This is a genomic window from Candidatus Halocynthiibacter alkanivorans (assembly GCF_003333265.1).
Taxonomy (GTDB): Bacteria; Pseudomonadota; Alphaproteobacteria; order Rhodobacterales; family Rhodobacteraceae; genus Halocyntiibacter_A; species Halocyntiibacter_A alkanivorans.
In genome coordinates this window covers 87295-101860 of record NZ_QOLB01000079.1, presented here as the reverse complement: position 1 = coordinate 101860, position 14566 = coordinate 87295, and the positions used below count along the sequence as shown (strand labels likewise).

Genomic DNA, 14566 nt, shown 5'->3' with positions numbered 1-14566 from the left:
CGCCTCTGTCAGAACAAATAGCAACGGCGGCTGAAATCGCCCTGCCTCATCCTCCGAAAGACGTGCCCAATCCTCCAGAGACCCGGGTTTTCTCTTCGGTAAGGACGTGATCTGACCTATAAAAAGCGGGTAATAAGGAAGCGCCTGATGGTCGAAAAAAAGCTGATTTCTGAGGTTTGCGAATTTGCGGAGACCCGTGGCGCCTTTGGGCAACCGTGCCAGACCGGTGTCGATGGGTTGCTCGTTTTTTGTGACTCTGCCCCGACCACATGTGCAGCAACGCTGTATGAGCCAATCATGTGCCTGGTCCTTCAGGGCCGCAAAGAGGCCCAACTGGGCAGGCGACGTATCGAATATGGCGCCGGCGAGTCAGTGATTGTCAGCCATGCCGTCCCGGTCGTGGCCGGGGTGACAGAGGCAACGCGGGAATTGCCCTACGCCGCCCTGGTGCTACGGCTTGATCTGGCGTTGGTGCGCGGCCTTTATGACGAAATTGGCGAAACCGAACTGGCCGGCGACGAGCTGCGGTCTATTGATGTGGCGCAAACCGACGCGGCGCTTGTGGATGCCATGGCAAGGCTTTTCCGGATCTCGCACGATCCGGTGGAAACACAGGCATTGGCGCCACTTGTGCTGAGGGAAATCCACTTCCGGCTGCTGCGGGCCCGCCATGGCGGCATGTTGCGTCAGTTTCTGTGGCGCGACAGCCCGGCCAGCCGGATATCGAAAGCCATAGCCAGGATCCGCAGCGATTTCACGACACATATTCTTGTTGCTGAACTGGCTGAAACCGCGGGAATGAGCCAGTCTGCTTTCCACGAGCATTTCAAGGCAGTTACCTCCACCACGCCATTACAATACCAGAAGGATCTCAGACTGATGGAGGCCCGCCGCCTTTTGACGGCGGGTACAAAATCCGTCTCGCTTGCGGCCTTTGAAGTGGGCTATGAAAGTCCCACGCAATTCAGCCGCGAATACGCACGTAAATTCGGCGTATCTCCCCGCGATGACAAAACAGTACCGGTGCCCGCCGGATTTCCAGCTTAACCTCCGGCGGCCGATTGGATGAAAACGCGCCACTGAATATTCGCCAAGTTCGATACAAGGCTTCCAGCTCCAAAGCCCACAATAGGCAACGGTTTCAACGGGTCGGTGCAACACGGAATGGAACCGCCCCGCCGGTGTTACATAGTCAAACAGAGTTGGCCGCGGCAAACCGGACCAGCAGCGCAAGTGGATCGACCGAGACGAAAAACGATCCGACAGGACAACAAACCGATACGCAGGTGAATTCACATCAAAGACGCGTTGGCCGCCGCATTGAGCGTCGCGCCGGCATGTCCACAGTTACGTCGTCCGATCCCACGCTCGGGTGACGGAATGCCCCGAGAGCTGTGGCTCAGAACACCAGTTGTCTGGCCGGAAGAATGGCGGCGCCGTAGATCGCGGCATCACCATTGAACCGGCTGGGCAAAAGTTCTGGAAATGGCAGCACTTCACCGTAGCGGTTTTCTCTGGGGCGCTCGCACGTGTCAATCAGCAGATTGCGCAATCCGGCAGGGGCTTCACCGCCAAAATAAATTGCTTCCGGATCAACAACAGCCCTTATGGCTCTGATCGTCAGATCGAGTGTGGGCGAGATTTCCTTCAGCCATTCCGCGACAGCCGGCCAGGAAGGGTCAAATTTCTGTTGCAGTTCAGGGACGCCACTAAGCTCCACGCCACTGTCATTCAACCGCTTGATCAGTTCTCCGAGTGCCGGGCGGTGTTTAAACTCGTCATCCGGAATCAAAACCCCAAGCTCACCTGCGTTGCCAAAACCGCCGATCACTGAGGCACCGTTGTTCACAATCCCGGCGCCAAAACCAAAGTTGAAGGAGAGAAAAGCCATGTTCCGAGAATTGTCGCCAAGCGCGTTGTGATGTTCTGCGATCGCGGCGCATGTGGCGTTGTTTTCAGTGAATGCGGCGATGCCCAAAGCGTCAGCGAACAAATCATCAATCGGAATTCCTGACCAGCTTTTGGTCGGAAGCGGCACTGTGAACTGGTTCATTTTCGAAATGCGATAGCCCTGAATCGAAACCCCTACCCCGATGGCGGTCCGCGCGCGAAACTCTGGCGTTTTGGACCACTCGGACCCGATACGGCATATTTCCGCCATGATGCTCTCGCGGTCATTTGGCTGGGACTGCAATGTTGCCCGTCGCAGCTCAGCGCCGGCAAGGCTGACGGCTATCAACTGAACGTTGTCCGGGCGTACAGAGACCCCGAGCGAATAGGTTGAAGCTTCATCCAGCACAACCTGAGGACTGGGTTTGCCACGGCCTTTGATGACGGCCTTCTGACTGCTGAGGAGTTTTTGGTCGGTCAGGTTTTCCACCAGCCGGTGCACCGACTGCTGCGACAGTGTGGTGAATTCGGTTATATCAGATCGGGCGATCGGCCCACGAGCACGTACGATGCTCATGATGTCACGTTCGCTTTCGCTCAACGACAATCGGTCTGCCCTTTTCAAAACGCTACTCCCTTGTTCTATCCGCAGACAGATCGCACATCCGATTGGACATGCGCTGCCATCACTATCAAAAAACTTCATCATTTCCAAGTAGTTTCAGTCCTTTACGTCGACGCGGAAAATTCTCGTTGACTCGCGTCATCCCTTTATTACACATTATGGGTAATAAGCGAACGGGCGACTGCCAAACGTTTGCGTCTTGGGAGGAGAACCACGTGAGCACGATTGATATTGACCGTCTGGAGATGCGCTTTGGGAATTTTACGGCGCTCAAAGACATTTCGGTAAGTGTCAAAGAAGGTGAGTTTGTCACCTTGCTGGGTCCTTCCGGCTGCGGGAAAACAACGCTGCTGAAACTTATTTCCGGCTTCCTGAAGCCCACCAACGGAACTATCAAAATTGCCAATGAGGATGTCACGCTGACGCCTCCTGAGCACCGGGACACCGCGCTTTGTTTTCAGTCCTACGCGCTGTTTCCGCATCTGACGATTAAAGATAATATTGAATTTGGCCTGAAGCAGAAACGGGTCAACGGCAGCGAACGCAAACAGCGCCTGCAAGACATGGCCGGGCAACTGGCGCTTGACGCACAGCTTGATAAACTGCCGAACCAACTGTCTGGCGGGCAACAACAGCGTGTCGCGCTCGGGCGGGCACTGATCATGCGGCCCGGCGTCATTCTGTTTGATGAACCACTGTCAAATCTGGATGCAAAATTGCGCGATTCAGTGCGTGTTGAGATCCGCCGCATTCAGCAAGAGAACAATCTGACTGCGGTCTATGTGACCCATGACCAGTCCGAAGCGCTGGCGATGTCAGACCGCGTGATGGTGCTGAACGGCGGGGTGATCGAGCAGGTCGCCCCCCCGGAAACTCTCTACAATGCGCCCAGCACCAGTTTTGTCGCCGACTTCATCGGTGGGGCAAACATTATGAATGCCGAAGTGACCGGCGAAACAGAGCCCGGCGTCTGGGCGCTACAAACCCCGATCGGTGAAATGGTGTCCAAAAGTGACCGCACTCCGGCGGCTAAACACATCAAAGTGTGTTGGCGGCCGGAAGCGGTTAAATTAGTCGACTCCCCGGTCAACAGCTTTACCGCCAGAGTCACAGAGCGGCAGTTCCAGGGCAGCTACACAGATTTGTTTGTCGATATCGGCGGCAACGGATACCGGTTGAAAACTTCGGATCCGGGTATCTACCCCGGCGAGAATATCAACTGTTCGATTGAGCCGTCGGATCTGATCCTGCTGGAGGCCATCCAGTGACCGCCAAAAAATGGATAACCGTGCTGGCGCTGCTGGCGCCCGGTGTCGGCCTGATCGCCGTGATGATCGGGACAGTGATCTACATGGCCGTGGCGCAGTCGCTTGGCTACTACAGTCTGATGGGCGAAAGCGAGTTCAGTTTCGAGTTCTGGGACAAAATGCTCGGACGGAAAGCGTATTATAAATCGGTCCGGTTTTCGATTTATATTGGGTTTTTCAGCGCCCTTTTCTCGGTCGCTCTTGCTTATCCGCTGGCGATCTGGCTGCGCAAACCGTTCAATGGCTCACTGCTGATCGGTGCGGTACTCAAGGCGCCGCTGCTGGTGCCGGGTCTGGTGGCGGCTTTCCTGTTTATCAATGTTATTTCTTATAACGGCATCCTGAACCAGTTCATGCAGTGGATCGGGTTCTGGGACGCACCGCACCGGCTGCAAAACGACCGGAACGGCTATGGCATTCTGGTGTTGCAGACCTGGAAAAACATGCCATTTGCGCTGCTGCTGCTGACAGGGGCAGTGCAGAGCATCAGCGATGATGTGCTGGACGCAGCCCGCGATCTCGGCGCCGGCACCATGGCGCGTTTCCGCAAAATCATCGCGCCGCTGACAATCTCTTCAATGCAGGCGGCTCTGGTGATCATCTTTATCGGTGCCGTGGCGGACTTTTCCTTTCAGGTCATCGCCGGACCGACCAACCGGCAGTCTCTGGCCCAGTTCATGGTGTTCTTCAAAGACAGTGGCCGCTGGCATGATGCGGCTGTTGTCGGGGTAACTCTGATGGCGGTGGCGCTGATCGGCTCCGCTCTCCTTGCCTTTGCGACCCGAATTATTCTGAAAGGGGGGCGAATCAAATGAAACAGGCAACAATCAACAAGATCCTGATGTACAGCCTGATAACCGTCTGTGCTGTCTGGCTTATCATCCCTTTCACCATGGCGGTGCTCTGGTCTCTGGTGGATCCGGTCGAACCCTGGACGGCGGACAAATTGCTGCCTCCGGTCATGTCGACCTACCGTTGGGCCTATATGTGGGAAAATTCGTCGCTCAGACCGGCGTTGTTCAACTCCTACGTTCTGGCGCCGAGCGCAGCAATCGTCACGCTTCTTCTGGCCTCCCCGACAGCCTATGCGCTGGGCCGGATCCAGTTCCCCGGCCGCGAAGTCGCCAAGCTGATTACACTGCTGCCGCTGGTTGTGCCGGGTTTTGTCACCGCGATTTTCTTCTCGTCGATCATCTTTCAGCTCGGGCTTCACGCCTGGCGGTTTGGCGCGATCCTTTTTGCCCACAGCGTTATTCTGATGCCCTATGCGATCCGCATTATGACTGTCAGTTTTGAACAGGTGCGCCAGGATCATATTGATGCAGCACGTGACCTGGGCGCCACCACCATCGAGCGCTGGAAGGTTGCTTACATGCCCGCTCTCAAACCGGGGATCATGGCGGCGCTGCTGATCGTGTTCATTCAGTCCATCGAAGAGTTCGCCATCGCTTTCATCGTCGGTTCGCCCAGTTTTGTGACGGTTCCGACGCTGCTGTTCTCAACGCTGGGTCAGGATTTTGTCCGGCCGAATGCTGCAGTTCTGGCGCTGATCCTGATCGTGCCGAACGTCATCATGATGCTGATCCTTGAGCGGCTTCTGAAATCTGCCAACCCCAGCCTGAGCTCCGGCAAAGGCTGACCCGCAAACACACAAACGACCAACTCTGGAGGAACTATAATGTTAAAGAAACTGCTCTCAACCGGGATTGCCCTGGTGGCCTCGGCAAACTTTGCCATGTCGGCCAGTCTTGATGATATGTCGTGGGACGAGATCGTCGCACAGGCGAAATCCGAAGGTGAACTGACCTGGTTCATTTGGTATTTCCAGGATGAGTTCCGCGATGTTGCCAAGGCATTCACCGCAGAAACGGGCATCAAAGTCTCGATTCCCGAAGGCACGGCCGCTGGCAATATTGACAAGCTGATTGCCGAAAAAGATCGTGAAACCGGTGACATCGACGTGATTGCGTTCGGCTATGAGAATGTCGACATCTGGCCACTGGGAACGCTTTTCCAAAAGATTGACGGCGCTTTGCCCGATGTTTCTGGCCGCACGCAGGATGTGACCGGCATCAAAGGCGAAGGTTATGTGTTCGCCTATTGGGGCAACCAGACCGGCATCGCCTATGATCCGGATATGGTGGCCAAAGCTGACCTGCCGCAGACCCCGGAAGACTTTGCCGCCTTCTGGACGACAAACCCGGAAAAATTCGGTTTTAACTACGTCAAAGGCGGCTCAGGCCCCTCTTTCTTCCACAACACTCTGCGCGTGGTTTCCGGCATCGATTATTTCGGCGACACCCCGGTTGATGAAAAACTGGCAGGCATTCAGCCCGGCATCGACTTCTTTAATGACAACGCTGAAAACTACGTAATAACAGCGTCCAACATTGACAGTATCAACCGGGTAAGCGACCGCGAACTGTGGATGGTTCCCGCCTGGGAAGATCACTTGGCCGGCCTGCAGAACCGGGGCGAAGTGCGCAAGGAAATCGCCTATTACATCCCTGAAATGGGTATGTCCGGCGGCGGCAACGGGGTCGCTATTCCTCAAAACGCTCCCAACCCGGCAGCGGCGCTGGTGTTCATCGACTGGTTGACGTCCGCCAGAGTTCAGGCCGGTTTCAACGCGCGGTTTGGCACCGCGCCAATGCATGCTGACGCTGATGATTCCAAAGCACTTGTGCCCAATTCGCAGCGCGCCTTCAGCCAGGCATGGCCGGGCCAGCCGTTCAAGCAGAGAGTTGAAGATACCTTTATTGAAGAGGTGGTTCTCAACCGTTAAGACAGGCCGGTCTTCGCAAGCTCCCCTCCTCCCAGGGGAGACGAAGATCACCCTACACGCCGCCAGTTGCAGTTACTCCCGACTGCGCATGCTGGCGGCGTGCAGATCCGATAATATACAGGTGAACCGGTCGCGGAACGCTATGGCAGCGACATGGTCACATTTCAGGATACAGTGAAAATGACAGCCTCCTTACCCCTTGTTCAATCAGGTCTGATCGCCCATCGCGGCGCTTCAAAATACTGGCCGGAAAATACGCTTGAATCCGTGAAAGCGGCCGCCGGCATGGGGGTGTCCTGGATTGAAACTGATGTTCAGTTTACCGCCGACAATCAGCTGGTGATGATACATGATGCTGAACTGGACAGGACAACCAATGGCTGCGGCTACGTGACTCAAGCCGATCTGGCTGCTATCCGCAAGCTGGATGCAGGGTCCTGGATGGCGCCGGAATTCTCTGGGCTGCAGGTGCCGACCCTGCGGGAATTCATCAGCATGATTTGCGACCTCGGCCTCAATCTTCAGCTGGAGCTGAAAGAAACCAAAGGGCGTGAAGCCGAGCTGGTTGACCTGGTGTGTGATGAGCTTGAGATCTACTGGCCGGCCGAAACCGCTTCCAAAATCTTTATCTCCGGCTTTTCCGAACGCTGTTTGCGCCGGGTCGCTGAAAGAATGCCAAAGATGCCGCTGGCGCTGGCGCTGACCTGTGTGCCGCGCAATCCCGATCAGCTTGCCGAAGAAACCGGCGTGCAGATCATCCATGTGAATGACGTTTTCACTGATGAGGCCGCGCTGGAGACCATCGCCTCCTCCTCTGTGGAATTCGGGGTGGCAACAGTGAATGATCCGGTGCGGGCCAGTCAGCTGCTTGCTGCAGGCGTCCAACAGATTTTGACCGATGACCCGCTGTTACTGACGGACACGCCAAACGCAAACGCGCCAGCTGAATCCGGGAACATGGAAACGATCCGGGCAGGCGTAAACTGAGCCAATGCTTTGCCTGCCTCAGTTTCAGCCGTCACAGGGAAACATGATCCGGCCACTGCGGACAACCTTGCTGCGAACAGTCAATTTTACCAGTGACTAATTCCACAGGCGTGGCTGTCAACGTCCCTAGTCTTTTGTCCAGGAAAAATCCCGATGAGCCGGGTCCAGGTGATCGCCTCCGTTAGTGCGCATCAACGCAACCCGGGTTTTCTGGCCGCCGGACAATGTGGCAGGATCGCTTGTTTCAGGCCCCTCAATGCCGATCCCGGTCAGAGCGGCACAGATCCGCGCGCCACGGTGTGTTGGGCGCCGCAGGCCAAAAGCCAGGCTGGAACCGGCCGACAGACAGGGAAACAACAGACTGTTCTGAAACAGAGTGCCAATATTCGCTGTTCGGAGCGAACCGCAACGACGCCCTGCCCGTCCCGCCCGGCCAGCCGGTTCAGCCCCAAACAGGTTTAAGCCGCGTCCAGCAGTCCGGTGATCGCCACGGCCCGAATGTACATACATTGGCCCCCCCGCGTGCAGATAATGGGTTTCGTGTGATTTCCGGAAATGCGCATTATTTGCTATGATCGTGGCACTATACACAACGTACGCTGAGGCGGTGACGTATGAAAATCCACGTCCTTCACGAGAACGAGGCCTGGACTGAGCCGTTGTTCAGGGAATTGAGCGCCCGTGAACTGCCATATGAGAACTGGCATCTTGACGCAGGCCGTATTGATCCGCAGGCGCCCCCGCCCACCGGTATTTTCTACAATCGCATGAGCGCATCATCACACACACGCGACCACCGCTTTGCGCCGGAATTGACCAGTCAGGTTCTCCGGTGGCTGGAGTCTTTTGACCGCCGCGTTATCAATGGCACCGGGGCTTTGCGGCTTGAGATTGATAAACTTGCGCAATATGCCACCTTGGAATCCCATGGCATTCAGACACCATGCACGATTGGCGCGACAGGCCGTGAGCAAGTGATCCAGGCCGCCCGCGACCTGCGGCAGCTGCCTTTCATACTCAAACCCAACCGTGGCGGCGCCGGCGCGGGCGTGCAACTGATCGAGACCATCGCCCAGCTCCCCGCGCTGCTTGATAATCCGGCCACAGAACAACCGCTTGACGGTCTCTGGCTGGTCCAGAAATACGTGCGTGCAAGCGAACCTGCCATCACCCGTTGCGAATTCATTGGCGGTCAATTCCTTTATGCTGTGCGTGTAAATACGAGCCTGGGTTTTGAGCTGTGCCCCGCAGATGCGTGCGACCTGCCGGACGGGCGGGAGCGGTTCGAGATTCTCCAGAAGTTCGACGACCCCGTGCTCACCAAATACAGCGCCTGCCTTGCCGCCAATGGCATTGAAGTTGCCGCTATCGAATTCATTCGCGACGCCGAGGGCGAAATTTACAGTTATGATCTCAACACCAACACCAACTATAACAGCCGCGCGGAAGCCAAAATGAATGTCTCGGGGATGGGAGCGCTGGCTGACTTCCTGGGTCAGGAACTGTTGAAAGTCCGCGACGCTTAACCGGAAAACTTCAGCAACCGGCCGTCTCGCGCATCCGGATTCCGCCCGTCATCAGCATAGCCCGGCGCCTCCTGCCAGGAACCGTCTGTGGCATCTAAAATTAAACTACCCGACGATGAAACTCTGGCTTCATGGTTCGCCGCCCCGGTCGAAACCTGCTCTTCTCAGAACCGCCCGTGAAGCGCGTTGATTGAACGTATTCAACATCTGCACGGGACCAGGATTCGCCCCGGGAGCGGCGGATACAAAAGGCGCAGTGATCGGAGGCCCGGACTATGCGCCCTCGAGCTGCCATCAGCCATGGCGCGTTTTCCGGATTGTGGTTTTGGGGAGAAGATGCGCGTTCCATTGATGCAGAAGACTCTGCATATGAAACCGCAATGTGTAACTTTGTGGTTTTAACTTGCTACACCCTCAATTGGCGTATTCGGAGCGTTTTGCCAGGAAGACTGCGCAGCGAGGCGCAATCCAATAAACGCCTGGTGCAGAGATCAGGGCCGGAATTGATGGATTAGAAATTCTTATGCGACCCCATGAGCGAGCCGGACATCCACCCACATCGGCCTGGAGCGACCAGGAGCAATGCCTGGTCAAGGTCAGCTATGGCGAAAGAAGCTCGGTGCGGCCGGAATGAAGGTCCGCTCCGGGCCGTTCCCGCCACGTTGGGTTGAGAAAATAATGGCAGGATTATCCGCTCAGCGGACCTGCAGGCCGGCGCAAAAAACGGCTGCTCCGGGCCCTCAGTCAACAACGATGCAACAAGCACAATTCGACGTGAAGGTCGAAAATCGGACATACATTTCCCCGCCGGACGAACGATCTCAGGGCGGGTCTCCATGCGGCGAAAGGGGTTGCGATTGGTCATGGCCAGACGCGAGATGAAGGCCTGACCACGCCAGGCAAGTTTGTCTGACAATGAGGCTTGTGCAGCCCGTTGTCATCCTTCTCCAAAGAGTCGCGTGGATACCGCTCCGATGTGTTGACGCATGGCTTTTTGCGCAGCCTCGGGATCGCGCGCCTCAATGGCAGTGACGATCTGTTCGTGTTCGGCAAAACTGGAGTGATCACGCGGAGGAAGCGCAGAGCCACGTACGACAGCGCTGCCCGCCACAGCGCGGCGTACATAGTTGAGCTGATCGAAGAGCGACAGCAGCAGGATGTTGTCCGACGACTCGGCCACGGCGCGGTGAAAGAGGTCATCCTGTGCCTCGTAATCGGCCCAGTTGGTGGCAGCCCAGGCCGCATCCCTGGCCAGTTTGATGCGGATGATAGCCTCACGCGACGCATGAATTGCCGCTTCGCGCGCCAGAGAAGGTTCGATGCACAGCCGTGCCTGGATCATCCTGATCGGTGTCATCTGATGGCTGAGCGCCGCGAGGACACCGGTACCATTGCCGTCGCCATGATCGGCCACGAAGGTGCCTTTTCCCACATGGCGCCAGATCGCGCCTTCGCGCTCCAGTGCATCCAGCGCCTTTCGGAGCGACGACCTGCTCATCCCCAGTGTCCCGATCATCTCTCGCTCGGACGGCAGCCGGTCCCCCGAAGCGTAGGAACCCGCCGAGATAAAGCCGCGCAGCGTCGCAATCGCCCGCTGCAGGTCCGAAGGTTCGCGTTGGGCGAGCGATGCCAGAGGTTCAGAAAATTGATTGATCAATTTCGCCATATTGGTCGTTTTAGCACCGATCTATGGCTCCTGGCAACAATAACGCTGCATCGGCAAAAATTGGTCCGGATTGATTTTTCACCAATGCCGATCTAAGGTCGATTCGAAATTCCTTGGATTAACGAGGTGATGGATGTCTGACTACGTGATCGAAATTCCGTCAGTTGTGGGCATTCCTGTTGCCGGAACCAAGGCGCTTTTTCCGGTGCGACGGATCTATTGCATCGGCCGGAACTACGCAGCGCATTCAGTTGAAATGGGCCACGACCCGGACCGCGAACTTCCGTTCTTCTTTCAAAAGAACCCCAACAACCTCGACTCGTCCGGCGAATTTCCCTATCCGCCGCATTCCAACGATGTGCATCACGAGACCGAGATGCTGGTTGCGCTGAAGTCGGGGGGCACCAACGTCCCGGTCGGCTCGGCGCTGGAGCTTGTGTATGGCTACGGGCTGTCGCTGGACATGACCCGTCGCGATTTGCAGGGCGAACAGAAAAAGATGGGCCGGCCGTGGGAAATCGGCAAGGCGTTTGAGCGTTCAGCGCCCTGTGGCCCTGTGCATCCGGTTTCAGCGGTGGGTCATCCCAATCAGGGGCGCGTCGAGCTCAGAGTGAACGATGAAATCCGCCAGGAGGGTGACCTGAACCAGATGATCTGGAAGGTTCCTGAAATGATTTCTTATTTGTCGAATTATTTTGCACTGGCCGCGGGCGACGTGATCCTGTCTGGCACGCCTGCCGGGGTGGCCGCAGTCGCAAAAGGCGACGTGATGGCGATGAGTATCGAAGGCCTGGGCCGCATGGAAGTGAAGGTCGTTTAGCAAGGCGCGTCGCGCCGGTTTGGGAGGGTAGACTACTGGAACTCACGCTTGGCACCTGGGATCATGACCGCGTCATGGCGTTGCATGATGGTCGCGTTCAGATCCCTGGCGTCACCCTGAAATGCGAGCTGCATCCTACAGCCAGACTGTTCCCCTGGGCGGTACAGGAGGCGCGCTTTGACATCACCGAGATGTCGGTGTCCAGCTATATTATGCAACTGTCGCGTGGCGGCTCGGGCTATGTGGCGATCCCAGCGTTTGTCAGCCGGGCTTTTCGCCACAGCGGATTTTTTGCGTGCGCCGGATCGGGCATCAATAGCCCTGCTGATTTCGCCGGGCGCCGGATAGGTGTTCCGGAATATCAGATGACCGCCGCGCTGTGGATGCGGGGTATTCTGGCGGATGAATATGGCGTCGATTGTTCGGGCATTCACTGGTGCACCGGTGCTTTGGACGCTGGAGTGCGGCGCGAGCGGCTGGAGTTGAAACTGCCACCAGGAATGGTCGTGGAGCCCATTGCCGCAGGCGATACCCTGCAGGACCTGCTGCTGCGCGGTGAGATTGACGGGCTGTTGGCCCCGAAACCGCCCAAAGCGTTTTTGGACGGGCACCCTGACGTGATCCGGCTGATCCCTGATTTCGAGACTGCTGAGCAGGCCTATCACCGGAACACCGGGTTTTTCCCGATCATGCATCTCATAGGTCTGCGCAAGACGATTGCCGACGATCACCCCTGGCTGGCCCGCGCGCTGTACGACGGCTTTGTCACGGCCCGCGATCTGGCGCTGCAGCGTCTGCGGGAGATATGGTTGGGCAATGCCAACCGGCTGTCACTGCCCTGGCTGGGTGCCTCAATGGAACGCACTCTGGCCGCTCTCGGAACTGATTACTGGAGCTATGGTTTTAACCGCAACAGAGCTGAAATCGAGGCAATATGCCGTTATTCTCACGATCAGCACCTTGCTGCAGCCCTCCTGCAGCCCGAGGCCCTGTTTCATCCTACCGTGTTGGAGACATGAGATGCTGATGGACGCGCTGCATGCCGGGCTGGGATGGCCAATCGCAGCGACGCTGCTGGCGGTCAGTTTTGCCAGTTCGTTCATCACCGTGGCGTTCGGCATTGGCGGCGGCGCGGTGATGCTGGCGGTGCTTGCAACATTGTTGCCCGCAGCGGCCATCGTGCCAGTGCACGGGCTGGTGCAGCTGGGCTCAAACACCGGCCGCGCGGCGCTGCTGCTGAAATACATGCGGCTTGACCTTCTGGGCGGATTTAGTGTCGGGGCCGTGGCCGGCATATTACTGGGCGGATCACTCGTCGTGCAATTGCATGCGGGCTGGATCCAGATCGGCGTCGGCGGTTTTATCCTGTGGTCAGTATTGTCAAAGCCACCGGAGTTTTTGCGCCGCTCGGGCATGGTCACGGGCGTTTTTTCCAGTTTTCTGACGATGTTTTTTGGGGGCACCGGGCCCTTCGTCGCGACCTATGTGAAGGCCCAGAAATTTGAGCGTCACAGCTATGTCGCCACCCATGCGATGTTGATGACGGTGCAACATCTGCTCAAAACCATAGCTTTTGGTTTTCTAGGCTTTGCCTTTTCAGCATGGGCGGGACTGATCGCGTTGCTGGTCGCTTTTGGAGTTCTGGGCACGTTTGCCGGACGGATGGTCCTGACGCGCATAGACGAAAAACATTTTGGCCTCGCCCTTAATATCACTCTCACCTTGTTGGCACTGCGGTTGATCTATGCCGGGGGAAACGCCTTGTTTATTGCCCGCTCGGTCCAGGAGGGAGCCGGATAAGTTGCAAACCCCGTATGGCAAATGCGCAAACCGCGCGGGGGAACAAATATCTGCGCAACTCAAGAATAAGACTGGGAGGAGACCATGATTATGAAACGAACATTGAACCGTCGCACTTTCCTGGGAACAAGTGCTGTGGCTACTGGCATTGCGCTGGCGGCGCCACAGATTGCCCGTGCCGCCGGCTATCCTGACCGCAATATCGGCGTGATAATTCCGACACGTGAAGGCGGTGGTGCGGACCGGAATTTCCGGGCGTTCACCAGCATCTGGAAAAATAAACTCAACGCAGATTTTGAGCCGGGTTTTTTCCCGGGCGCGTCGGGCCGGGTCGGCTATGAAGTGTATATGGGTAAGAAAGCGCCGGATGCTTATAGCCTGATCTTCGGAAATATGGGCCCCGAAGTCCTGAACTGGGCCATGCAGGCGCCCAGCTTTGATGTGAACGATTATTTCTACTTTGGCCGCGTGGACACGGATCCGGGTTGCCTGTTTGTCGGTGTCGAAAGCCCGTTGAAGACGCTCGATGACGTCATCGCCGAAGGCAAGAAGCGCCGCCTGAATGTTGGCACCAGCCGCATGGCACATCCGGCCTCTATAGGTCTGCTGGCCCTGGGTGAAGAAACCGGTGCCGACTTTAACCTGATCCCCCTGTCGGGTGGCAAGAACACTGTCGCCGGCGCGGTCACGGGCGAGGTTGATTTCTCGGTGCTGACTTCAGGGTCGGTTATTGCGGCAGGCGAAGCGGTCAAGACGTTGCTGGTCTTTGGTGAAAACCGGGTCGGTGAGCGGCTGCACAATGCGCCTGGCATGAATGACGTTTACGGGACCGATCTGCCTGAAATGTTGTCGAGCCGCGCCTTTGCGATTCACAAAAAAGCCGCCGATGACTTCCCGGAAAGGTTTGAAACGCTGACATCGACATTTAAGGCCACGTTCGATGATCCGGCGCTTTTGGAAGCCTATATCGCATCAAAAGGCACGCCGGAATACCTGAACTACGGCGGCGTTGAGGAATGCGGTGCGTTCATGACTGCGATGCTCGAGCTTGGCGCAAAATACAAACCTCTTCTGAGCGGCGCATAAGGCGGTTTTTGGAGCGGCGGGACAGTCCCGCCGTCCAATTCACAAACATTTTTCCAAGGTTGGAAGGGCGCATA

At 56.9% G+C, this 14566-nt stretch carries 13 protein-coding genes; 11 read left to right on the top strand and 2 right to left on the bottom strand.

Annotated features, from left to right (window positions below; all coding sequences use genetic code 11):
* The first annotated feature begins 147 nt into the window (after positions 1 to 147).
* Entirely contained in the window at positions 148 to 1047 is a 900-nt protein-coding gene (locus DWA01_RS09015; RefSeq protein WP_114285511.1) for an AraC family transcriptional regulator, read from the top strand.
* Between the two features lie 352 nt (positions 1048 to 1399).
* Here DWA01_RS09015 and DWA01_RS09010 read toward each other — a convergent pair whose 3' ends face one another.
* Positions 1400 to 2515: an ROK family transcriptional regulator gene (locus DWA01_RS09010; RefSeq protein ID WP_160115992.1), complete on the bottom strand. Its 1116-nt coding sequence runs from the start codon at positions 2513 to 2515 to the stop codon at positions 1400 to 1402.
* Positions 2516 to 2565: 50 nt separating this feature from the next.
* Between DWA01_RS09010 and DWA01_RS09005 the strand changes: the two genes are divergently transcribed.
* From DWA01_RS09005 to DWA01_RS08975, 6 genes are all read left to right on the top strand, one after another.
* Positions 2566 to 3783, top strand: a complete 1218-nt coding sequence (locus DWA01_RS09005) for an ABC transporter ATP-binding protein (protein ID WP_235008491.1) — start codon at positions 2566 to 2568, stop codon at positions 3781 to 3783.
* Positions 3780 to 4637 carry an ABC transporter permease gene (locus tag DWA01_RS09000; RefSeq protein WP_200832532.1) on the top strand — a complete coding sequence of 286 codons (858 nt, stop codon included), beginning with the start codon at positions 3780 to 3782 and terminating at the stop codon, positions 4635 to 4637. Before DWA01_RS09005 ends, DWA01_RS09000 begins: the two co-directional genes overlap by 4 nt.
* Positions 4634 to 5461 (top strand): ABC transporter permease, encoded by an 828-nt coding sequence (locus DWA01_RS08995; protein WP_114285508.1) that lies wholly within the window; start codon positions 4634 to 4636, stop codon positions 5459 to 5461. Before DWA01_RS09000 ends, DWA01_RS08995 begins: the two co-directional genes overlap by 4 nt.
* A 39-nt stretch (positions 5462 to 5500) precedes the next feature.
* On the top strand, positions 5501 to 6607 hold the full coding sequence (locus DWA01_RS08990) for an ABC transporter substrate-binding protein (RefSeq protein WP_114285507.1): 1107 nt from the start codon (positions 5501 to 5503) through the stop codon (positions 6605 to 6607).
* 180 nt (positions 6608 to 6787) lie between these two features.
* Complete coding sequence (locus DWA01_RS08985) at positions 6788 to 7594, top strand: glycerophosphodiester phosphodiesterase family protein (RefSeq protein WP_160115991.1); 807 nt, start codon at positions 6788 to 6790, stop codon at positions 7592 to 7594.
* 614 nt (positions 7595 to 8208) lie between these two features.
* Positions 8209 to 9120, top strand: a complete 912-nt coding sequence (locus DWA01_RS08975; RefSeq protein ID WP_114285504.1) for an ATP-grasp domain-containing protein — start codon at positions 8209 to 8211, stop codon at positions 9118 to 9120.
* Between the two features lie 937 nt (positions 9121 to 10057).
* Here DWA01_RS08975 and DWA01_RS08970 read toward each other — a convergent pair.
* Positions 10058 to 10786, bottom strand: a complete 729-nt coding sequence (locus DWA01_RS08970; protein ID WP_114285503.1) for a FadR/GntR family transcriptional regulator — start codon at positions 10784 to 10786, stop codon at positions 10058 to 10060.
* 133 nt (positions 10787 to 10919) lie between these two features.
* Between DWA01_RS08970 and DWA01_RS08965 the strand changes: the two genes are divergently transcribed.
* From DWA01_RS08965 to DWA01_RS08950, 4 genes are all read left to right on the top strand, one after another.
* The gene (locus tag DWA01_RS08965) at positions 10920 to 11606 is read left to right on the top strand and encodes a fumarylacetoacetate hydrolase family protein (protein ID WP_114285502.1); all 687 of its coding nucleotides are present in this window, start codon (positions 10920 to 10922) and stop codon (positions 11604 to 11606) included.
* A gap of 74 nt (positions 11607 to 11680) precedes the next feature.
* Positions 11681 to 12625 (top strand): substrate-binding domain-containing protein, encoded by a 945-nt coding sequence (locus tag DWA01_RS08960; RefSeq protein WP_235008487.1) that lies wholly within the window; start codon positions 11681 to 11683, stop codon positions 12623 to 12625.
* Between the two features lie 7 nt (positions 12626 to 12632).
* Positions 12633 to 13406 carry a sulfite exporter TauE/SafE family protein gene (locus DWA01_RS08955; RefSeq protein ID WP_235008486.1) on the top strand — a complete coding sequence of 258 codons (774 nt, stop codon included), beginning with the start codon at positions 12633 to 12635 and terminating at the stop codon, positions 13404 to 13406.
* Positions 13407 to 13496: 90 nt separating this feature from the next.
* The gene (locus tag DWA01_RS08950; RefSeq protein WP_160115990.1) at positions 13497 to 14492 is read left to right on the top strand and encodes a Bug family tripartite tricarboxylate transporter substrate binding protein; all 996 of its coding nucleotides are present in this window, start codon (positions 13497 to 13499) and stop codon (positions 14490 to 14492) included.
* Positions 14493 to 14566 lie beyond the last annotated feature (74 nt).

What these genes read in the sequence shown, in the direction of transcription:
- DWA01_RS09005 (WP_235008491.1), top strand. Translation starts at nt 2,566, where the DNA reads ATGCGCTGCCATCACTATCAAAAAACTTCATCATTTCCAAGTAGTTTC.
- DWA01_RS09015 (WP_114285511.1), top strand. Translation starts at nt 148, where the DNA reads ATGGTCGAAAAAAAGCTGATTTCTGAGGTTTGCGAATTTGCGGAGACC.
- DWA01_RS08950 (WP_160115990.1), top strand. Translation starts at nt 13,497, where the DNA reads ATGAAACGAACATTGAACCGTCGCACTTTCCTGGGAACAAGTGCTGTG.
- DWA01_RS08985 (WP_160115991.1), top strand. Translation starts at nt 6,788, where the DNA reads ATGACAGCCTCCTTACCCCTTGTTCAATCAGGTCTGATCGCCCATCGC.
- DWA01_RS08955 (WP_235008486.1), top strand. Translation starts at nt 12,633, where the DNA reads ATGGACGCGCTGCATGCCGGGCTGGGATGGCCAATCGCAGCGACGCTG.
- DWA01_RS08965 (WP_114285502.1), top strand. Translation starts at nt 10,920, where the DNA reads ATGTCTGACTACGTGATCGAAATTCCGTCAGTTGTGGGCATTCCTGTT.
- DWA01_RS08975 (WP_114285504.1), top strand. Translation starts at nt 8,209, where the DNA reads ATGAAAATCCACGTCCTTCACGAGAACGAGGCCTGGACTGAGCCGTTG.
- DWA01_RS08960 (WP_235008487.1), top strand. Translation starts at nt 11,681, where the DNA reads ATGGCGTTGCATGATGGTCGCGTTCAGATCCCTGGCGTCACCCTGAAA.
- DWA01_RS08990 (WP_114285507.1), top strand. Translation starts at nt 5,501, where the DNA reads ATGTTAAAGAAACTGCTCTCAACCGGGATTGCCCTGGTGGCCTCGGCA.
- DWA01_RS08970 (WP_114285503.1), bottom strand. Translation starts at nt 10,786, where the DNA reads ATGGCGAAATTGATCAATCAATTTTCTGAACCTCTGGCATCGCTCGCC.
- DWA01_RS08995 (WP_114285508.1), top strand. Translation starts at nt 4,634, where the DNA reads ATGAAACAGGCAACAATCAACAAGATCCTGATGTACAGCCTGATAACC.